Source organism: Candidatus Flexifilum breve (genome assembly GCF_016713355.1).
In genome coordinates this window covers 1-18,823 of the sequence record NZ_JADJPI010000002.1, presented here as the reverse complement: position 1 = coordinate 18,823, position 18,823 = coordinate 1, and the positions used below count along the sequence as shown (strand labels likewise).

The following is an 18,823-nucleotide window of genomic DNA, read 5'->3' as shown; positions in this document are numbered from 1 at the left end:
TGAGGGAGGGGCATCAAAAGACAAGTTACATCAGTTACATCAGAGAGGACGGGGAATATTTTAAAAACACACTTTCCCCCTCAGCGCTCTCTCAAATGGTTGACTCTTTTCTCCCTCAATTCTCGCACCAATTCGCGTTTATTGAGTGCGACGTGAGTCTCATGTCGCGCGGGGAAATCGGGAACGCGGGCGAGTCGTTTGCCTACGCCGAATTTGAGCGCGCCGGGTATGCCGTGGCGCGCATCGGGCGAGGCGATCAGCGGGGCGATCTGCGCGTGCTGGACACGGACACGGGCGAGGTGTGGCGTGTGGAAGTGAAGGCCATGAGGCGTGACAAAAACGGGCATTGGCAGGCGTGTTTGAAGCGTCAGACACAGGCGCGCGTCAAGACGGATGCAAGCCACTCGCATTACGTGCTGCTGCTGGCGTTCCCAAAGGTCGGCGCGCCGATCCCGTTCCTCATTCCCGCCGACGAATTGCGGGGCATGAAGCAAATTCACCTTGCCAGCGATCCGCGCTCGTATGCGGGGAAGTGGGCTAAGTTTCGCCAGCTTGACGGGCTGAGAATGCCCCTCACAGTCGAGGAGTAGCAGCTATGCAATTCACGATTGCTGAACTGGAAAAGTTGGTTGGATCGGAGGGAGGTAACAACACGTCTCAAGACTCCTATAGTAACGACACGTCGCATGGTACGCCCCTAGCGCCCGTCCACATCCGAGAGCGCATTTACAACGCCTGCAAGCGCGCTGATGGGGCGGTTTCGCGGGCTGACATCGCACGGGCCTTGCAGGTCAAGAAAACACCGTGGCTGATCACTTCAATCGAGGGCCTCGTTTCAGACGGGTTTCTGACGCGCTTTGAGACGATCCGCGCCAATGGCGTGCTGATGTACTGGTACGAGGTGGTCAGATGACGACAATCAACGAACTCATCCCCCGCTATTGGGACTATCTCGAAAACGAGCGCGCCCTACGCCCTGCAAGCTGTACAGGCTATGTGTCTGACCTGCGCCGACTTGCCCGCTTTCTCGAAGATAAGCCCGTCGAGGCGATCATCCGTGACGACCTGCGCGCTTACCAGCGGGCTATGAAAGAAGATGGTAAAGCCGTAGGGACGATCCGCCGCGCTCTGCATGGGTTTTCCACCTTCTGGGGTTGGTTGGCGTTGGAGCGCATCACCACCGATCAGGCCGTTCGCGGGCTGATTATGCCGCGCCGCCGCCGCAAAGAGCCTGTGTTCATGTCTGAGGACGAGCTGCGGACGTTCGCCAGCACGCCCACCGGATCGGCCCGTGAATCGCTGGCATGGGGCCTCTTTGCATGGTTGGGTCTGCGATTCAGGGAGGTGTTTTTCTTGCGCGCTGGCGACGTGAAAATCGAGGCCCGCGAAATCATCAGCCGTGAGAGCAAAGGAGATGATCGGACGCTCCCTATCCCCGCCGCGCTTCTTGAGCAGCTGCGGGCCGCGGTGGACGGGCAAGCGGACGATCACCGGTTGTTCGACGGTTGGGGCAAAAACAGCGTTTACGCCGCGTTCTACGCCCACCTTGCGCGCTGTGGTCTGGACGGGCACGGGTACACGTTCCGCTCGTTGCGTCATTCGTTCGTGTCGCATCGGTTGGAGCGGGGCGTTCCTATTCACACGGTTAAAGAGTTGGCAGGCCATAAGCGGATCGACACGACCGCCATGTATGCCCACGCCACCAGCGCGGGCAAGAGAGCAGCTATTGAGCAGAGTCCACTTGCAGAGGTGATGAAATGAACCTGAAAGATACGACGTGCCCCGCGTGCTTAGGTGAGGGCGAACTTTTTGACGAGGATCGCCAGCGTTGGGAGACGTGCAAGGCCTGCGAGGGCGTAGGATTTCGCCCCTACGACGACTCGTGGGAGGAATACGGGGTGTACTACGTGGACACAGAATTTGACACGCTGCCCCTTCCCCCTGTGGTTGACAAACGGAATCCGATCCTTCGGATCGTGTCCGCCGTGGTGTTGTTCGCCCTACGCTTCTTTCGCATCGATCCGAAGGATCGGATTCCGTTTTAGGAGAGTCGACCATGACTAAGATTCGCTGCACGGTTTGTGTTGGCATTGGCGAGGTTTACAGTGAGACCGAGAAAGTCTGGGGGAAGTGTTGGGTCTGCGACGGGCTAGGAGAGCTAGACGACACGCCCGCTGATGACTACTACGAGGATGAATGGTATGACGATTATGAGGAGGATCGGGGCATCGCGGAAACGTCGTATGTAAGCCAACTGCACAAAGCAAAGAATGGGCACTTGGCGATCGTAGAGACGCGCGGATACTGCAAATGGGGGCAAGACTGGGGTGAGACGGTCGGACAGTGGGAAACGGAATACATCCGCCTGAATCAAGCTCTCCCGTTCTACCGTAAAGCCGCGATTCACAAGGGCAAGAGCATGAGCCGGGGACAACGATTGATTTCTACGCTGGGGCGGTTTGCATTGTTCGCCCTGTTCGACTGACGCCAGCATTCCGCGCGATGTCCTGCAACCGTGCTTTTACATATTTCCGCTTATGAACCTACTGGACATCGTGAAGCGGATGACCGCTACAGCCCAACACAGCGCAATTTGTTGGTGTGGGTGGGTGGTTTTCAATGCCGACACTCAGCAATGCGAACAAGCGTTGATCGTGCACCGTCGTTCGTGCGCCGCCATGCCGGATGACTCGCCCGCAATCGAGTGGGCAGAGGCTACAGCCGACGTTTTACCCGTCCAATTGGCATTGTTCTGAGAAATGGCCTTATCATGACAAATCGAGGACGCCCCGCCGAATATCGTAACGCGGCGGAAAAGCAGAAAGCATACAGAGAGCGCAAAAAGGTTGACGATCAGCGGATCGAACTGGCGTTAGCCTTGCTTGCCGACATTGAAGCACAGGAAAGCGCGTTACGAAATTCGATTGAGTACCATGTTAACAGAGGGCATGAGATCGAAATCTACGTGTCTGATTTTGGGGGAAGTGCAGGACACGCCAAATGGTCGGCACGCCCCTACGTCACCAACGGGATCAATATCTTCTTAGCCCGTCACATGATTCGAACCGGGGCATTGATCGAAGTCCGCCGCGATTGGACAGGGACTTACTACACACTGGCGAACAAAAAGACAGGGTAGCGCCGCCAAGCTCTCTCCCCTGTCCCTGAAGCAACGCCCGTCAAATTCGACGGGCGTTTTTGTTGTGTCCAAGCGAATCGATAAGCCGCCTTTTGTCGTGGGTGATCATCTATCTGGGACGGCGATTGCTCGCCGCCTCTAGCAGCATACCCGGCGCGGGACGGGTCGCCCCAGTGCGCCTGCTTTGCCTTGCTCCCGGTGGGGGTTGCCTAGCCGCCGACATTACTGCCGACGCTGGTGGTCTCTTACACCACCGTTTCACCCTCGCCGCCCTTGCAGACGGCAATACGCCTCTCTGTTGCCCTATTCCGTCGGGTCGCCCCGCCCGGCTGTTAGCCGGCACCGCACCCTGTGGAGGACGGACTTTCCTCGACGCCGCAGCGCCGCGATCACCTGACCTGCTTGGACACACCTGCCATTATAGACGCTTGTACGCGCTAGATAGAGGGCGGATTCACATGAAGAGCGGGTAAATAGTTGGGTACACGTGGGTTGTCAGCACTCCGCGCCGCCTTTACAATGAGACAGGTATTGTTACAGGAAGTGTGGATGGCTACCCTCGTCAAACCGAGTTCTCCCCAGCGTTCACTGCGCCGCCTGCTTCAGCGCGTGCGTTCCTATTACGCCCACGGGGAGATCACCGCGCTGGTGATCGCGGTGCTTTTGCTGCTCATGCCCGCCCTGTCGCTGAACAGCGCCGGGTGGCTGCTCGATATGCGCACGCTGCTGCCCGTCGCGGCGCTGAGCGTGTTTTTCGGCTTTGTGCTGGCGCGCAGCCAGTACAACGAGCTGATCGGCTTAATCATCACCACCATTTACGGCGGCTGTTTCGTCGTGCTGATCGCCGCGCTCAACGACCCCGCGGGATTGGGGCGCGGCATCTATAACGTGTTCATCCGCCTGTTCACCTGGATTGTCGACGCGTCGACGGGTGGCATTAACCAGGACAATCTGATCTTCACGCTGCTGGTATCCAGTCTGTTCTGGTTTCTCGGCTACAACCTGTCATGGCATCTGTTTCGCATCGACCGCGTGTGGCGCGCAATTCTACCGCCCGCGCTGATTTTATTGGCGAACAGCATCTACTACACCGGGGCGAACAACCTCGACGGCTACCTGATCCTGTTCGTGTTCCTGTGTCTGCTGTTGGTCATCCGCTCGAACCTCGACGCGCGTGAGTGGGACTGGTATCTGCGGGGCATTCGCTTCCCGCGCAAGGTCCGTAACCAGTTTTTCCGCGTGGGCGCGGTACTGGCGTTGGTAATTTTGACCGCCGCCTTCATCATTCCCTCCAACGACATTCAGGAGCGGCTCAACCGCTTTCAGGAATTCCTGCAAAACGACCCGCTGATGCAGTTCAGCGAGTTCTGGAATCGCCTGTTCGAATCGGCTGAGACGCAAGGCCCGGCCACGACCGATTACTACGGCAGCGACGAACTCAGCCTCAGCGGATCGATCCGTTTGGGCGATCAAGTCGTGTTTCTCGCCAGCGCCCCACAGGGTCGACGCTACTACTGGCGGTCACGCACCTTCGACAACTACAACGCCGGGACGTGGACCTCTGCCGCGCAGATTCGCCTGACGGATCCCGATGCGCCGCTGGATATCCTGCATGAAGCCTACTTCCCCGGCGCGCGCGTGCCCGTCCAGCAGATCTTCACGATGGGTTTGAATGCGTCACGCTTAGTGTATACTGCGCCGCAGCCGCTCCGCGTCGACCTGCCGACGCGCACGGACTTGAGCTATACCGCCGCCGAGAATTCGCCCGATCAGAGCATGGTGATTTCGGTCATCCGTCCGATGCGCGTCGTCTACGAAGGCGAGTCGTATTCAGCGACCAGCCTGATGAGCAACGCGACGGGCGATCAACTGCGGCAAGCGGGGACGAACTATCCGCAGTGGGTGCGCGACACATATACGTCGTACATCCCCAGCGCGACGGCCCGCACGCTGCAGCTCGCCCAACAGATCGTCAACGAAGCGGGCGCAGTGACGCCGTACGACCGCGCCAAAGCGCTTGAGGCCTGGCTGCGCGCCAACATCACGTACAGCGAGACGATCCCGGTGCCGCCCGCCAATCAGGATGCGGTAGATTGGGTGTTGTTCGATCTGCGGCGCGGCTACTGCAACTACTACGCGTCGGCGATGGTGGTCATGCTGCGCACCATGGGTATCCCCGCGCGCATGGCGGCAGGCTTCGCGCAAGGTGAATGGGATGCGGCTGAAAACGCCTATGTCGTGCGCGAAAAAGACGCGCATACATGGGTGGAGGTTTACTTCCCCGGTTACGGCTGGGTGGAGTTTGAGCCAACTGCGGCGCAGCCGCCCTTCGTGCGTCAAAACGATGACCCGCCCGCGCTGATCGCTCCGACACAGCCGCCGAGCGCGACGCCGACCTTCACGCCCTCGCCGACGCCGACTAACACGCCGGAACCGCAGGATGTCGCGCCGACCGACAGCCGCTCGGATCTCATTCCGCCTACGCTGACTAACACGCCGACACCAACGCCCTCCCCCACGCCCGTGATCATCCCGACGCAGCCGCCGCCGATTCGCCCACAGCCGCGCTCACCGCTCTCGTTCCTGATTCCGGCGATTGCCGGGGCATTGCTGGTCTTGCTGGCCGTAATTCTGCTCGCAGGGCTGGGCGTGTTCATTTACTGGTGGTGGGAATGGCGCGGGATGCGTGGGATGAGCCCAATTGCGCGCGCTTACGCCCGCCTCGAACGCTATATCCCGATGATCGGCATTCGCACATCGCCGCAGCAGACGCCCAGCGAACGCGCGCAAACCATTGTGCGCGAACTACCGCTTGCCGAGCCGCCCATCAACGCGATCACGCGGCTCTACAGCTCCGAGCGTTACGGACGTCCGGCGCGTGAAGCCGATCAAGCGCTGCAGCATGAGACTGCTGACCGCGCTTGGGTCGATGCGCGCTCGAACATTCTGGCGCGCTGGTTCCGCCGTGTGTTTATGCCGTGGAAGAAATAAAGGACTGCGGTAAAGAAACGAGGTAGCTGTGAAAGAGCCATGTTGGCTTCACTCAGTCCTCAGTCCTGTAGTTACTCAGTCCGCGTTTACCGCTCGTTGATGAGGCTGAACACCATCGGGCGGCGTTTGGTTTCGTTGTAGAGCATGCGGCTCAGGGCTTCCTGCAGACGATCCCGGCGGCGACCATTGCGGATCTGCCGGGTGCTGTTGAGCACTTCGATCACCGTGCTCTTGGTCTGTTCGAGCAATTCATCGGCGTCTTTCAAATAGATGAAGCCGCGCGAGATGATTTCGGGATCGCCGATCAGTCGTCCGTCGGCATCGACCGTTGCCACCACCATCATGAAACCGTCGCGCGCCAGAATCTCGCGATCCCGGAACACAGCGCGACCGATATCCCCCACACCGCTGCCGTCCACAAAGACGTAGCCGCCGGGGATGCGTTCATTGGTCATCCGCGCGCCGTGGCGATCCACTTCGATCACCTGCCCGTTTTCGACCACAAACACATTTTGCGGCTGGATGCCTGACTGCATCGCCAACCGCGCATGCGCGCGCAGATGGCGCAGTTCACCGTGAATGGGCATGAAGAACTTCGTGTTCGTCAGGCTCATCAGCAGGCGCATTTCTTCCTGATTCGCGTGACCGGACACGTGCACGGGCGCAATCGGGTCGTAGATGACTTCTGCGCCGCGCTGGAACAGGCGGTTGATCGTGCGGCTGACCGTTTCTTCGTTGCCGGGGATGGTGTGCGACGACAGCACAATCGTGTCGCCTTCCATTACGTCGAGGCTGCGATGCTGCCCCGTCGCCAACCGTCCGAGCACGGCGGTCGGTTCACCCTGCGAACCCGTCGCCATGATGACAATACTCTGCGGTTGGTAGCTGCTGATGCGATCCAGTTCGACGATCATATCGTCGGGAATGTCGAGCAGACCAATCTTGAGCGACGTTTTGACGTTCTCGCGCATGCTGTGACCCGCAATCGCAAGCTTACGGCCATAGCGCCGTGCCAAGTTAGCCACCTGCTGAATGCGCGAAATGTGCGAGGCGAAAGTCGCCACAATGATGCGGCCCTTGGCATCGCGGAAAATGTCGTCAAAGGCGGCATTGACGATGATCTCCGACTGCGTCCAGCCCGGTTTTTCCGAGTTGGTGCTGTCGCCCATGAGCATGAGCACGCCGCGGCGGGAGAACTCCGCCAGCTTGGCGTAATCAGTGCGCTTACCGTCAATCGGCGTGTTATCGAATTTGTAGTCGCCGCTGTAGACGATCAAGCCGTGCGGCGTGTTGATGCCAAAACCCACGCAGTCGGGAATGCTGTGGGTGACATGGTAGCTTTCCAGCGTGAACGGCCCCACGGTGATGGTATCGCCGGGTTTGAACACGTTGATGGTCGTCTCATTGCTCAGGCGCGCGTCGCGCAGCTTGACTTCGAGGAGCGCGGCCGTGAGCGGTGTGGCGTAGATCGGCACTTTGCGGAACTGGTCGATGACATGGGACACCGCACCCGTATGGTCTTCGTGACCATGAGTGTAGACGATCCCATGCAGGATCAGGTCTTTACGTTCGAGAATGTAGCGGAAATCAGGAATGATATAGTCGACGCCCAGCATGTCATTTGCAGGAAACATCACCCCGGTATCGATGATGAACGCGTCGCGCCCATACTCGAACAGAGTCATATTCTTTCCGATTTCCCCGCACCCACCAATCGGGACGATTCGGAGCTTCGGTTTTGTTTTTGCCATAGGTGAATGGGCGCACACAGGCGCCCCCGTCTTCCTTTCAATACGAAAGATAGCTTACATTAAATGCAAGTCTCGTAATAAATTTATGCAATCTCTTTGGGACCGCTCGGCGGAGCTTCCGAGCAGACGATCATTAAAAGTCTGATGAACATCAACTATTTATGGCCATTATAGCATAAATCTCAAACGCGCGATCTGTCTATCCACATTACGGCGTAAACCTTGAGAATCTGCTCATCTTCCCAGCGTATGCGACAGGTTGTTGAGAATCTGCTCGGCGGCCACGGGCGGCTCCCCTTCCCAGCTCACCCGCTGGATGAGCAGCGCGCCATCGCTCGTCAGCACGACCACCCCTTCGCCGCGGCGAATCTCGATCACGCGCCCGATCACGCGCCCTACGTAGGGCGGCACGGCGACGCGCTGCGCCGCCCAGATATACAGGCGATGACCGTTGAGCGTGGTAAAGGCGCCAGGATAGGGTGCACTCACCGCGCGGATCAGGTTGTAGATCACCGCCGTCGGCTGTGTCCAGTCGATGCGGTTATCCTCGGGGATGCGCTTGCAGGTATAGGTCGCGCGGCTTTCGTCCTGTTCCGTGCGCCCCGCCGTCCCGTCCAGCAGCGCGGGGAGCTGCGCCGCCAGCACCGCCAAATAGCTTTGCGTGACGGCTTCCATCACATCGGCGATAGTGTCGTCGGGGCCAATTGGGACACGCTGCTGCGCGATGATGCGGCCGCTGTCGACGCCCTCGGCGATCTCAAACAGGGTGACGCCGGTGTGATCTTCCCCATTGATGATCGCCCACACCGTCGGCGCGAAACCGCGGTAGGCGGGCAGCAGCGAATCATGCAGCACGTACGTCCCCAGGCGCACCCGCTCATAGACTTCGCGCGGAATGAGATAGCGCCAACTGACGGTCAACATCAAGTCGATGGGAGTGTTCGCCCAGAAATCCGCCCACTTGGGCGCGCCGACCTGCCGCGCCTCGTAGAAGGCTGCGCCATGCGCTTCCGCCAACTGCTGGATATCATCCAGAAACGGCGGTTCGTGCGCCTCTTCGCGAAAGCTGAACACGATCAGTTCGGCCTCCGGCTGCTGACGAATCAATTGTTCGAGGACACGGAAGCCGCGCCGCGTCGCACACAGCAAAGCAATGCGCATTTGCCGTTAACCTAGCTTCCGCTGGCGGGCGAGAACAGCCGTGGACCAGCGATGATACCAACTGCCAGTCGCCGTCGGGACAAATCCCTGCCGGGTATATAAACGCTGCGCGCCCACATTGCGCCCCTGCGTGACCACCTCAACCGTGCGGAAATCGCGCTCCCAGAACCAGCGCAGCGTCCCCTGAACGAGGCTGGAGCCTAAGCCTTGACCGCGCGCCTGCTCGCCAATGGCGATCAAGGTGAGCTTGGCGCGGCGGCCTTCCGGCGTCTGCGCGATTTGCAGGGCCGAATAGCCCACGGGCTGCTCGTCGACCAGGGCGACGAGCACCGCATCGGCAATCGCCCCGGCCATGCTCCGCTCAATCCAAGTCACAAAGAGATCATCGCAGCGATTGTCGGGGATGACCGGGTCAAAATAGAAACGCGAGTCCCGGTGTCCCGTGCGGGCAATTTCCCTGAGCACGGGCAGGTCTTCCGGGCGGCTCAAGCGGATGGCGGTGGGCTGCGGTGGCGGCCCGGTGAGCTTCGCCGTCAGCACGACACGGTTATCAACGTAGATGAAACCGCCCTGCTGCGCCAACCATGCCGTTTGACGATCCGCCGAATCGGCGAGGAAGTACAGGCAGTCGACCGGCTGCTCCGCGCACCATGTTTCGATCTGCGTCAACGTCTCCGCGGTCAGCTGATTGACGTTGGCGCGGCCAATGTTAAAGCCGAAGAAGTCGGAATCCCAGTCGAGGCGTTGGCAAAGATCAGTCATGCCGCTCCTGTGTGTGTTCACGCACCGTATAAACCGGGCGGTCCATCGTGCGGAAGTGAATGCGCGCCAAGTATTCGCCGATGACGCCGAGCGCGAACAACTGCGCTCCGCTGAAAATCGAAATGATCGAGGCGATGAACGGGAAGCCCTGCACCACCTGCCCTTCGACCAGGTAGCGTCCGATCACATACACCAGAATGATCACCCCGAACGCGGCGAGTACCAAACCAATGATGCTGGCAACTTGCAGCGGCAGTGTGCTGAACCCGGTGATCATGTTGATGGCGTGGCGAATCAGCTTGCTCAGGGTGTAACCGGAGACGCCAATCGTGCGCTGCTCATGCCGCGTGGTCACCGCGCCGAAGCGGGTGGTGCCCCACGTCAGCAGTACGTCGATAGAGACATACGGGCTGCTGTAGTTGGCGAAGGCGTCGCGCAGAACCGCGCGGAACACGCGAAACGCGCTGACTTTGCGCGCGATATCGACACCCATGCTGCTCTGGAGCACCACCTTGGTCGCCTGTGACGCGAGATCGCGCAGCAGGCCGTGCTGTTCGTGTTCCGGCGCGCCGTACACGACATCCAGATCGTTGGCGCGGAGATAGTCCAGCATTTTGGCGATTTCGGACGGCGGATGCTGCAAATCGTCGTCAATGGTGACGATCAACTCGTAGCGCGCTTGGCGAATGGCGCAGAGGAGCGCGTTGTGCTGCCCATAGTTGCGCATCATATTGATGCCATGCACCCACGGGTAGCTCGCGGCCAGTTCGCGAATCGCCGCCCACGTTTTACCGCCGTCCGGGCTGCCATCGTTGACGATGATCGCCTCAAACGGCGCGCCACCCGTCAACGTGGGGAGCACGCGCTCCAGTTCGGCGATGAGCGGGGGCAGGCTTTCGCTGCTGCGGTATGCCGGAATGACAACGGAGATCGATTCCAAATCGTTTAGTTCCTCAGCGGACGCCGAACCGCGGGCGTCCTGGCGGCATTAACTGTACAGATAGCGCTGGTGCATGGCGGCATGCGTCTCCTGCACGACCTTGAGCACCGCGTCCGGGCAGTGTTCGCCGGGCACGCCGCCCTGTTCAATGTAGGCGTTGCGCAGAATGCGTCCCCAGTTCCCCGTGCTGCGCAGCTTGGGATCGTTGATATACTGCTGGATCGTTTCGGCTTCGTGACCGCTGAGCGGTTCGAGCATCCGTTCCAGACTGGTATACACCTCGTCGATGTCGCGGGGCATCACTTCGTCGATCTCTTCGAGCGCGGCATGCATAAAGCGGCGCTTCAGCGAATAGAACTCGGAGAGGCGCATCTGCCGACCGCCCGCCGTGGTCAGCACCATGTCCGTACCGACACGATCCGACTGGTCTTGCTGCGCGTGGAACGATTCAATCGAGAGCGGGCCGAGGATGTCCCACATCACCTTGTTGTCGTGCATCGGGCCGAGGTCACAGCCGTGCTTGCGGAAATACGATTCGACCACGGCGTGCGTGAATTCAAAGTCGGTGATGACCGCTGCCATGCGCGAAGCGCTGATGTTGGTCGGCATGCCCGTGCTTTCGACCGTGCACACGCGCTTCGACGTGGTGAGGTCGGGGCGCACGCGGCCAATCGGGTTATGCATCACCGAAATCGGCAGGCCGAGATCGTCATTGTACATGGTGGCGCGCCCGGTCGCGTTGGCGCGTTCCAGCAGCAGCAATTCGGCGTACTGATCCAGCCCATTCGCCATCAAATGCGGGCTGATCGGGAGTTCGAGATAGCGCCCGGTGACGGTCGTGGCGCGGACGTATTCGCGCGCGTCGAGCAGTTCCGCATCGCAGGTGCCGTTGATGAACGGGCAGCCCTTGAGCACCGCCGAATTGGCGATCGCCGTCGCGCTCTTGAGGATGGTGTAGAACGTGAGCAAGCCGAGCGCTTCGGAGCGTCCCGCCAGATCAATGTGGATGTGGCAGCCCTGATTGCGGAACATGTTCACATGGTGGCAGGTCGCCGGGTCAACATGGAAGCGCGCCTGCGCGTCAGCCAGACGCTGCGCGTATTCCGGGAACAGGCCGTTGACTTCCAGCATGAGATCGACCGCCGTCTGCACCTTCGGGTGATCGGTCATCTTGAAGTCAGATTCGGTCGGGTAGCACGAAAAGACGGCGGTGATCAACCCGGTATCCTGACTGGCTGCGGCGAGCGCGGTCAAAATGCCGTTGAGCGCGTTGCGCGTCTTCACATAGCCGACGCTCGGCGCGATGTGCGCTTCGACCTGATACTGGCAGGCTTCGCGATCCAGCTTGGGGTAAATGCCGATGCGCAGCGCATGGTTGTAATAAGCACTCATGAAATTCTGCACGGACTGTTCCGAGGGCGATGCGCCATCCGGATGCAGCAAGCCGAGTTCGATCTCCGCGCCGATCACGCGCATCCGGGTGATCGAGTCTTCCGTCTCCGCCACATTGGTGTGGTTGACGCTGGGGTTCATGTTGTACGGGACAATGCTTTCGGCCAGACTATGCCCAGCGCGGTAACGACTGCTGACGACACTGCCCAAAATAATCTTGCGGCCACCGTATTCTGAAAGAATGACATTTCCACCAGAACCGGCAGCGTCGTCAGTTTTGTAGAGGCTGACCGGAGCGCCCACCGCTTCGGACAACTTGTTGAGGGGCAGTGTATCACCCGCGTGCTGCAGCGTGTCTAACTGGCGGTTGAACTGCCGCCGTTGGCGCTCTATTTCCAGCCACGGAACATCCTGACTGAACGCCGTCAGTGCGTCATTAGTCGGCAGAGACATCCGCATTGTTGAAACTCCCGTCATATTTCTAAATACACCGTAATTGTGTCTTATCCGCGCCTATCCTTCAAGTCATTTTGTTCGCGATCTTGGGAGCAAAATTTGCGGCGCGCGGCTCCCCCAACAGCCACGTGGACGGCGGCGACTGGCCGCATTGACCTAACGATTGGAAAAGAAACGCAATTCCGAGTATTATCTAGCCTATAAATTGCAGCCCTCATTTAACGGAGAGCGCCCTGAATGACGACGATCTATTCCCTCCCTAACGTGGAGATCACGCATCTGGTCGATATTGTGGAAGAGCGCCCGATCGCCCTGCTCGCCGGGGAACGCGCGTGGCGCGCAGTCAACTCCCTGCTGAGTCTGCCGATTGTGGTACAGGCTAACCCGGAACGACTGGAAGCGGATTATCTGGACGGCCTCGCGGCTGATCTGCCACCTGAAGTTGAAGCGGTCTACGGGATCGGCGGGGGCATGGTGGCCGACGCCGCCAAATATATCGCCTCGCGCCGCGGGCTGCCCGCCGTCGGCATGCCGACCGCCTTGTCGGTCGATGGTTTTTTCACGCCCATCGTCGCCATGCGCGGCGGCGGTTCGGTCAGCTATGTTGAGACCGGCCCCGCGGAACGCATTTACATCGACTGGGACGTGATTCGCACCGCGCCGCAGCATTACCAGGGCGCGGCCATCGTCGAACTGCTGACGATTGTCACCGGGCTGCTCGACTGGAAGTACGCTGCCGAGCATAACAAGAACACGGCGGACATGCGCTACGTCGAATGGGCGGCCAAGGTCATGGCAGGCATCGCCCAGCAAGCCTTCAAGATCGCGGCGGGCGTTGGACGTGGCAACGTCGAAGCGCTGCGCAACCTGCTCGATCTGATGTGTCTCGAAGTGCAGATCACCAATCAACTGGGGCACACGCGCCCGCAAGAAGGCAGCGAACAGTACTTCGCCTACGCGCTCGAACCGCGCATGGTCACGCGCCATATGACGTATGCCGATATGGTCGCGCCGGGCATTCTCATCTCCGCCGCCCTGCACAATCAGGACGTCTCGTCGATCCGCTCCACGCTGGAATCGGCGGGCATTCGCCTCAACCAACTGACGGCACAGGACATCCGCGACACCATCAACATCCTGCCGAACTACGTACGCAAGCACAACCTGCCGTACAGCATTTTGAACGATCTCGACCTCACCTCGGAACGCGTCGACGAAATTCTGGCGCAGACCGGGCTGGACAAATCGAGCTAAGCCCATTGACGCTCAGCCCACCGTGGTGTGGGCTGTGAACTCGTCGCACCTGGCGTGAGTCCACTCACCCGGTGTGACGCAGACAGCGTCTTTGTCAATGTAAGTACACCTCAAGCAAGAAGGACAGCAAAGACTATGATCCGCTTTGGTACGGATGGTTGGCGGGCGGTGATCGCCGACACGTTCACCTTCGCTAATTTGCGCATGATCTCGCAGGCCGTCGCCGACTCGGTCAAGAAGAACCACGTCGGCAGCGAACCGCCGCAGGTCGTGATCGGCTATGATACGCGCTTCCTCTCTGACCGATTCGCGGCGGAAACGGCGCGCGTGCTGGCGGGCAATGGCATCATCGCGTGGCTGACGCGCACCGACTCTCCCACGCCTGCGATCTCCTACAATGTCAAGGAAATCGGCGCCGACGCGGGCGTCGTGATCACCGCGAGCCACAACCCGCCGCGCTACAACGGCTTCAAGCTCAAGGCGAGCTATGGCGGCAGCGCGACTGCCGAGGAATGCGCCCGCGTCGAAGAGGCGCTGGTTGACATGGAACGCGATGCGCGCGGCCCGAACATCATGGAATTTCAGAAAGCGGTCGATCAGGGTCTGATCCGGCGCTTTGACCCGGCGTGGTCGTACTATCAGCATCTCGCCACACTCGTCGACCTCGACAAAATCTCCGAAGGTGAGCTGAATATCGTCTCGGACGCGATGTGGGGCGCGGGTCGCGGCGCCTTCACGAGCATTTTGTCACGCACGCGCTGCCACGTGACCGAAATTCGCGGCGCGCTCAACCCCGGTTTCGGCGGCATTCACCCCGAACCGATCCTCAAGAACCTCAACGAGCTGGTCGCTGCCGTGCAGCGCAACCAGCCGATGTCGGCCTCGCGACCGATGGCGACGCGGATCGCATCGGCGCGGTTGATGCACGCGGCAACTTCATCGACCCGCATCACGTGATGGCGCTGGCGCTGCGGCATCTGGTCGAACGCAAGGGGCAGACGGGCGAAGTCGTCAAGACCGTCTCGACCACATTGATGATCGATTCGATCTGCCGGAAGCACAACCTCACGCTGCATGAGACGCCGGTCGGCTTCAACCACATCGGCGACCTGATGATGCACAAAGACATTCTGATCGGCGGCGAGGAAAGCGGCGGCATCAGCATCAAGGGGCACATCCCCGAAGGCGATGGCATCATCATGGGACTGCTGCTGCTCGAAATTATGGCGACGGAAGGCGCGCCGCTGCACGAAATCGTCGCGGATTTGCAGGCGGAACACGGCCCGGCGCACTATTCGCGCTTGGACGTGCACCTTACGGCGCAAAAACCGAAGAAACAGATCGTCAGAGCACTGCAAGACAGCGCCCCGGCGACGCTCAACGGCGAGCAGGTCGTGCGCGTCGACACGATGGACGGCATCAAGTTCTACATGAGCGACAATTCGTGGCTGCTGATCCGCCCGAGCGGGACGGAACCCGTGCTGCGCACCTATGCGGAAGCGCGCACGCCGGAAGCGGTCAAGGCGCTGCTGGAAGCGGGCGACGCGATGGGTCAGCGCGTCACCGGGCACTAACCAAAAGATTCAACGCAAAGGCGCGAAGACGCAAGGACACAAAGAGAAAGTTTTAAACCCTTTCTTTGCGTCTTAGCGACGTTGCGCCTTTGCGTTGAGCATTTATATCACTTAATCAAGGCTTCGATCTGCTGTTTGACGCTCTCGGCGTCGCGCACGTGCCAGCCAATTGCCACCCCTTGACCCTCTGACCCGATGAAGTTCACCTTGAGAATCGGCGTGAACGACCAGCGTCCCATGAAGTTCTGTACTAACTCCACCGACTGAACCGCCCGGGTCGGAACACGAAATTCGCGGTTCGTCACCCACTGCTTGAAGTACAGCTCATCACGCGTGATAACCAGAATGCCGTTCCCGCGCAGGCGCACGCCGGGATCGGCGGTCAGGCCGGCGAAATTGGCGTTGAGCACCGCCAGTGCCTGCGGAAACTGTTCCCGGGCCTTCGCGATCTGCGCCCGTGACACTCGGCTGAGAATCAGCAGCGTCACGACCATGATGATGCCGACAATGACGAGCGTTACAACCGTGATGAGAATGCCGAGTTCCAGTGGGTTCATTGCGCACGCCTCCGTTAGCTGCTGGAACTGCTGCTTCGACCACGCACGAGCCGGTTGAGCAGGTCAAACCAGAACGGCGCGCCCTGCGCGATGGCGAGGCTGGTAATGGCGATGCCGATCAGCTTGCGCAGGATGAAGCCGAGCCAGTCCGGATTATTGGACGGGTTGAGCAGCCACAGATTGCGCGTGTTATCGCACAGCAACCGCGAATCGCCGTCTGAGGTGAAGCAGTCGACCGTGAGCGGTGTGTTTTCCCACGAAATCGGCAGGTTGAGCGCCAACAAGCGGTTCAGAAGCTGTTCGACCTGCGCGATGGCGACGGTCGTTTCGACCAGCGGATCTGTCTCGGCGGCAGGTTCGGGCGTGGGCGTCGGTTCGAGCGTTGGCTCAACGACCTGCGCGCTCAACCCCGCTTCGGCGCGCGCCTCAACCGTCGCTTCGGGCGTGGGTTCGAGTGTCGGTTCAAGCGTCGGCGTGGCCGTGGGAACCAACTGCTGAAGTTCCCGCTGTCCACGACCTGATCTGCCGCTGCGACCACCGCCGCGCGCAGCGACGGATCATCAAAGAGCGAGCGGGCAATCTGGAGCGAATCGGCGTTCAGCACGATCGCCAAAAAAATCCCGATGCCCAGCGAGAACAGGGTGATGCGCCGCTTGTACAGCTCGGTGAGCTGATCCATGCGCTGATCAAACCACGTTTCAAGCTGCTGCTGCGCTTCGTCGAGCGTGCGCGCGGAAGTCACCAGCACTTTGACCGCTTTGCGGAACGAGTCTTCGTTGACATAGCGCAGGCCTTCGAGCAGCGGCATCACGCGGCTGCCATCCTGATTATTCAGGTTGAGCGCCTTGCGCCGCGCGTCGATCTGGTTGTAGACCTTTTTGCAGTTCGTCGCGATCCGACGGATCGCCGAGTTTGTAGATCTCGCGCTGGAATTCCTCAAACGCGAGCGAACCACCCGGCAGCAGATCGACCATATGGGACAGGCGGTCGCGTTCCGCGCCTTCGAGCACGCTGTCGATGACGCCGTAGAGCGGCGCAAACAGCGTGAGCGCGGCCTTTTCCGCGAGGATGTCGGTCATGACTTTAGAGAAAATCTTCGGGTCAATCCACTCGACGCGGTTGAGCGAGGCCGTCTCCTGTGCGCGCGCCTGCGCCTGCGCCAACGGGTGCCGCCAGTTAAAACGGATGAGGTTCGTCACCAACCGGACGATCACTTCCTGCCAGTGCGCCCGGACGCGAATCCGCTGCTCTACCATATTGATGAGCGGGTGATGCAGAAACAGGTCTTTGACTTCGGGATCACTGAGAATCGCGTCCAACCCCTGCTTCAGGTGGCGGGCGCGCGTTTTAAACAAGTAGGCAATGATCGTGTTGAGCGTCGTCGCGATGATGCTCAACAGACTGTAGACAAAAATCAAACCGATGGCGACTTCAATAATGCCTAATCCGGTCATGGCATTTCCCCTCTTCGAGCGCAAGCGCTGTGCATTCCTTAGTCTAAGCGAATGTGCCGAAAATCGCAAAACCGGACAGCACGTTGAGCGCAGGACGACAAAGACCTGCACATGCTATTTCAATGCGGAGAAATATCGCACAACCCGCTGCACGCTGTTATAATGCGTACCGCTATCTGAACACTGTTATAAAACGAAAGCAACTGCAAGGAGATTACGCTTATGGCGTTCGACAAAATCGTCGTGCCGTCCGAGGGTGTTAAGGTCACTGTCGAGAACGGTAAGTTGAATATGCCTGACAACCCCATTATCTGCTTCATCGAAGGGGACGGGATCGGCGGAGACATCACGCGTGCCAGCAAACGCATCTGGGATGCCGCTGTCGAAAAAGCTTATAACGGCAAGCGCAAAATCGCATGGATGGAGATTTACTGCGGCGAAAAAGCGGCGGATCTCTACGGCGGTAACTACATGCCCGAAGAAACCTTCGGGCGCTGCGCGAGTACAAAGTCGGCATCAAAGGCCCGTTGACGACCCCGGTTGGTGAAGGCTTCCGCAGTCTCAACGTGACGCTGCGTCAGGTGCTCGACCTGTATCAGTGCGTGCGCCCGGTCCGCTGGTATAACGGCGTCCCCAGCCCGCCTGGGCGTCCTGACGAAGTCGACGTGGTCATCTTCCGCGAAAACACCGAAGACGTGTACGCGGGGATCGAATACGAATCCGGGCGGGGGACAACGCCAAGCCGAAGTTCCTGCGAGAAGAGCAAGTGCGGAATTCTTCGAAGGCGCGGGCCTCGGCACCGCTTGACTACACGGCGATTAAGCACCTGTCGCGCGCGGCGATCCAATATGATGACCGTAAGCGTAAGAGTGTCACACTGGTGCACAAGGGCAACATCCAGAAGTTCACCGGAAGGCGTTCATGAAGTGGAGCCGAAGTGGCGCGAGGAATTCCCCCTGAAGAAACCATTTTCCCTGTGGGATGAAGTCGAAAAGAAGCACGGCGGCAAGTGCCCGCGGGCAAGATCCTGATTCAGACAGCATCGCAGACATCATCTTCCAGAAGATGCTGCCGCGCCCGACCGAATTTGACGTGCTGGCACCCCAACCTCAACGGCGACTATCTGTCGGACGCGGTCGCGGCGGAAGTCGGCGGCGTCAGTATCGCCCCGGAGCCAACATCGGCGATGAAGTGGCGTTGTTCAGGGGCGACGCATGGCACCGCGCCGAAGTACACCAATCTGGACAAGGTGAACCCTGGTTCGTTGCTGTTCAGCGGTGGGATGATGCTGGAACACATGGGCTGGCAAGAAGTGGGGCGACCTGATCACCAAGTGCATGAAAGACGCTTGATCAGAAGATCGTCACCCATGACTTCGCCCGTGCCAGATGG

General features: G+C 59.8%; 22 protein-coding genes, 1 other RNA gene and 1 pseudogene. 14 read left to right on the top strand and 10 right to left on the bottom strand.

Annotated elements, in window-relative coordinates; translation table 11 throughout:
• Positions 1–161: 161 nt before the first annotated feature.
• The 6 genes from IPK17_RS00350 (at position 162) to IPK17_RS00325 (ending at position 3,139) form a co-directional block, all read left to right on the top strand.
• A complete protein-coding gene (locus IPK17_RS00350; RefSeq protein WP_343415681.1) occupies positions 162–590 on the top strand; it encodes a hypothetical protein in 429 nt (142 codons plus the stop codon).
• Positions 591–595: 5 nt separating this feature from the next.
• Positions 596–913 (top strand): hypothetical protein, encoded by a 318-nt coding sequence (locus IPK17_RS00345; RefSeq protein ID WP_343415680.1) that lies wholly within the window; start codon positions 596–598, stop codon positions 911–913.
• Positions 910–1,761, top strand: coding sequence for a tyrosine-type recombinase/integrase (locus IPK17_RS00340; protein ID WP_343415679.1), 852 nt, complete (start codon positions 910–912; stop codon positions 1,759–1,761). The genes IPK17_RS00345 and IPK17_RS00340 overlap by 4 nt, the downstream gene beginning before the upstream one ends.
• Positions 1,758–2,045 (top strand): hypothetical protein, encoded by a 288-nt coding sequence (locus IPK17_RS00335; protein WP_343415678.1) that lies wholly within the window; start codon positions 1,758–1,760, stop codon positions 2,043–2,045. Before IPK17_RS00340 ends, IPK17_RS00335 begins: the two co-directional genes overlap by 4 nt.
• An 11-nt stretch (positions 2,046–2,056) precedes the next feature.
• A complete protein-coding gene (locus IPK17_RS00330; protein WP_343415677.1) occupies positions 2,057–2,485 on the top strand; it encodes a hypothetical protein in 429 nt (142 codons plus the stop codon).
• 285 nt (positions 2,486–2,770) lie between these two features.
• On the top strand, positions 2,771–3,139 hold the full coding sequence (locus IPK17_RS00325; RefSeq protein ID WP_343415676.1) for a hypothetical protein: 369 nt from the start codon (positions 2,771–2,773) through the stop codon (positions 3,137–3,139).
• 65 nt (positions 3,140–3,204) lie between these two features.
• On the opposite strand, the gene rnpB is transcribed toward IPK17_RS00325, so the two are convergent.
• An RNA gene (rnpB, locus tag IPK17_RS00320) (RNase P RNA component class A) lies at positions 3,205–3,544 on the bottom strand.
• 144 nt (positions 3,545–3,688) lie between these two features.
• On the opposite strand from rnpB, the gene IPK17_RS00315 reads away from it, so the two are divergent.
• Positions 3,689–6,130, top strand: coding sequence for a DUF4129 domain-containing transglutaminase family protein (locus tag IPK17_RS00315; protein ID WP_343415675.1), 2,442 nt, complete (start codon positions 3,689–3,691; stop codon positions 6,128–6,130).
• Between the two features lie 86 nt (positions 6,131–6,216).
• On the opposite strand, the gene IPK17_RS00310 is transcribed toward IPK17_RS00315, so the two are convergent.
• From IPK17_RS00310 to IPK17_RS00290, 5 genes are all read right to left on the bottom strand, one after another.
• Positions 6,217–7,881, bottom strand: coding sequence for a ribonuclease J (locus IPK17_RS00310; protein WP_343415674.1), 1,665 nt, complete (start codon positions 7,879–7,881; stop codon positions 6,217–6,219).
• Positions 7,882–8,115: 234 nt separating this feature from the next.
• Positions 8,116–9,042, bottom strand: coding sequence for a methionyl-tRNA formyltransferase (locus IPK17_RS00305; RefSeq protein WP_343415673.1), 927 nt, complete (start codon positions 9,040–9,042; stop codon positions 8,116–8,118).
• Between the two features lie 6 nt (positions 9,043–9,048).
• A complete protein-coding gene (locus IPK17_RS00300; RefSeq protein ID WP_343415672.1) occupies positions 9,049–9,804 on the bottom strand; it encodes a GNAT family N-acetyltransferase in 756 nt (251 codons plus the stop codon).
• Positions 9,797–10,744 (bottom strand): glycosyltransferase family 2 protein, encoded by a 948-nt coding sequence (locus IPK17_RS00295; protein WP_343415671.1) that lies wholly within the window; start codon positions 10,742–10,744, stop codon positions 9,797–9,799. Before IPK17_RS00295 ends, IPK17_RS00300 begins: the two co-directional genes overlap by 8 nt.
• A gap of 48 nt (positions 10,745–10,792) precedes the next feature.
• A complete protein-coding gene (locus IPK17_RS00290; protein WP_343415670.1) occupies positions 10,793–12,595 on the bottom strand; it encodes a hypothetical protein in 1,803 nt (600 codons plus the stop codon).
• Positions 12,596–12,829: 234 nt separating this feature from the next.
• Here IPK17_RS00290 and IPK17_RS00285 point away from each other — a divergent pair, with 234 nt between their 5' ends.
• From IPK17_RS00285 to IPK17_RS00275, 3 genes are all read left to right on the top strand, one after another.
• Positions 12,830–13,846 (top strand): iron-containing alcohol dehydrogenase, encoded by a 1,017-nt coding sequence (locus IPK17_RS00285; RefSeq protein WP_343415669.1) that lies wholly within the window; start codon positions 12,830–12,832, stop codon positions 13,844–13,846.
• Positions 13,847–13,981: 135 nt separating this feature from the next.
• Positions 13,982–14,803: a phosphohexomutase domain-containing protein gene (locus IPK17_RS00280; protein WP_343415668.1), complete on the top strand. Its 822-nt coding sequence runs from the start codon at positions 13,982–13,984 to the stop codon at positions 14,801–14,803.
• Positions 14,803–15,420, top strand: a complete 618-nt coding sequence (locus IPK17_RS00275) for a phosphohexomutase domain-containing protein (RefSeq protein WP_343415667.1) — start codon at positions 14,803–14,805, stop codon at positions 15,418–15,420. The genes IPK17_RS00280 and IPK17_RS00275 overlap by 1 nt, the downstream gene beginning before the upstream one ends.
• A 107-nt stretch (positions 15,421–15,527) precedes the next feature.
• Here the strand turns inward: IPK17_RS00275 and IPK17_RS00270 are convergent, their stop codons facing one another.
• From IPK17_RS00270 to IPK17_RS00255, 4 genes are read right to left on the bottom strand one after another with little or no spacing between them, the layout of a single operon-like run.
• Positions 15,528–15,977 (bottom strand): hypothetical protein, encoded by a 450-nt coding sequence (locus tag IPK17_RS00270; RefSeq protein WP_343415666.1) that lies wholly within the window; start codon positions 15,975–15,977, stop codon positions 15,528–15,530.
• 14 nt (positions 15,978–15,991) lie between these two features.
• A complete protein-coding gene (locus IPK17_RS00265; protein WP_343415665.1) occupies positions 15,992–16,468 on the bottom strand; it encodes a hypothetical protein in 477 nt (158 codons plus the stop codon).
• Complete coding sequence (locus IPK17_RS00260; protein ID WP_343415664.1) at positions 16,381–16,788, bottom strand: hypothetical protein; 408 nt, start codon at positions 16,786–16,788, stop codon at positions 16,381–16,383. Before IPK17_RS00260 ends, IPK17_RS00265 begins: the two co-directional genes overlap by 88 nt.
• A 16-nt stretch (positions 16,789–16,804) precedes the next feature.
• Positions 16,805–17,431 (bottom strand): hypothetical protein, encoded by a 627-nt coding sequence (locus IPK17_RS00255; protein ID WP_343415663.1) that lies wholly within the window; start codon positions 17,429–17,431, stop codon positions 16,805–16,807.
• 222 nt (positions 17,432–17,653) lie between these two features.
• Here IPK17_RS00255 and IPK17_RS00250 point away from each other — a divergent pair, with 222 nt between their 5' ends.
• The 4 genes and pseudogenes from IPK17_RS00250 to IPK17_RS00235 form a co-directional block, all read left to right on the top strand.
• Positions 17,654–17,962 carry an isocitrate/isopropylmalate family dehydrogenase gene (locus IPK17_RS00250; protein WP_343415662.1) on the top strand — a complete coding sequence of 103 codons (309 nt, stop codon included), beginning with the start codon at positions 17,654–17,656 and terminating at the stop codon, positions 17,960–17,962.
• Positions 17,959–18,102, top strand: a pseudogene (locus IPK17_RS00245) (NADP-dependent isocitrate dehydrogenase); the annotation flags it as partial. The gene IPK17_RS00250 and the pseudogene IPK17_RS00245, both read left to right, overlap by 4 nt.
• A 95-nt stretch (positions 18,103–18,197) precedes the next feature.
• Positions 18,198–18,356: a hypothetical protein gene (locus IPK17_RS00240; protein ID WP_343415701.1), complete on the top strand. Its 159-nt coding sequence runs from the start codon at positions 18,198–18,200 to the stop codon at positions 18,354–18,356.
• 162 nt (positions 18,357–18,518) lie between these two features.
• Positions 18,519–18,823, top strand: a 305-nt coding sequence (locus IPK17_RS00235; protein ID WP_343415661.1) for an isocitrate/isopropylmalate family dehydrogenase, incomplete at its 3' end; no start/stop codon positions are given.

Excerpts from the sequence above, each read along its gene's own strand:
- IPK17_RS00345 (WP_343415680.1), top strand. The coding sequence starts at position 596 with ATGCAATTCACGATTGCTGAACTGGAAAAGTTGGTTGGATCGGAGGGA.
- IPK17_RS00310 (WP_343415674.1), bottom strand. The coding sequence starts at position 7,881 with ATGGCAAAAACAAAACCGAAGCTCCGAATCGTCCCGATTGGTGGGTGC.
- IPK17_RS00305 (WP_343415673.1), bottom strand. The coding sequence starts at position 9,042 with ATGCGCATTGCTTTGCTGTGTGCGACGCGGCGCGGCTTCCGTGTCCTC.
- IPK17_RS00255 (WP_343415663.1), bottom strand. The coding sequence starts at position 17,431 with ATGACCGGATTAGGCATTATTGAAGTCGCCATCGGTTTGATTTTTGTC.
- IPK17_RS00285 (WP_343415669.1), top strand. The coding sequence starts at position 12,830 with ATGACGACGATCTATTCCCTCCCTAACGTGGAGATCACGCATCTGGTC.
- IPK17_RS00330 (WP_343415677.1), top strand. The coding sequence starts at position 2,057 with ATGACTAAGATTCGCTGCACGGTTTGTGTTGGCATTGGCGAGGTTTAC.
- IPK17_RS00335 (WP_343415678.1), top strand. The coding sequence starts at position 1,758 with ATGAACCTGAAAGATACGACGTGCCCCGCGTGCTTAGGTGAGGGCGAA.
- IPK17_RS00250 (WP_343415662.1), top strand. The coding sequence starts at position 17,654 with ATGGCGTTCGACAAAATCGTCGTGCCGTCCGAGGGTGTTAAGGTCACT.
- IPK17_RS00340 (WP_343415679.1), top strand. The coding sequence starts at position 910 with ATGACGACAATCAACGAACTCATCCCCCGCTATTGGGACTATCTCGAA.
- IPK17_RS00350 (WP_343415681.1), top strand. The coding sequence starts at position 162 with ATGTCGCGCGGGGAAATCGGGAACGCGGGCGAGTCGTTTGCCTACGCC.
- IPK17_RS00275 (WP_343415667.1), top strand. The coding sequence starts at position 14,803 with ATGGCGCTGGCGCTGCGGCATCTGGTCGAACGCAAGGGGCAGACGGGC.
- IPK17_RS00300 (WP_343415672.1), bottom strand. The coding sequence starts at position 9,804 with ATGACTGATCTTTGCCAACGCCTCGACTGGGATTCCGACTTCTTCGGC.
- IPK17_RS00315 (WP_343415675.1), top strand. The coding sequence starts at position 3,689 with ATGGCTACCCTCGTCAAACCGAGTTCTCCCCAGCGTTCACTGCGCCGC.
- IPK17_RS00290 (WP_343415670.1), bottom strand. The coding sequence starts at position 12,595 with ATGCGGATGTCTCTGCCGACTAATGACGCACTGACGGCGTTCAGTCAG.
- IPK17_RS00280 (WP_343415668.1), top strand. The coding sequence starts at position 13,982 with ATGATCCGCTTTGGTACGGATGGTTGGCGGGCGGTGATCGCCGACACG.
- IPK17_RS00325 (WP_343415676.1), top strand. The coding sequence starts at position 2,771 with ATGACAAATCGAGGACGCCCCGCCGAATATCGTAACGCGGCGGAAAAG.
- IPK17_RS00270 (WP_343415666.1), bottom strand. The coding sequence starts at position 15,977 with ATGAACCCACTGGAACTCGGCATTCTCATCACGGTTGTAACGCTCGTC.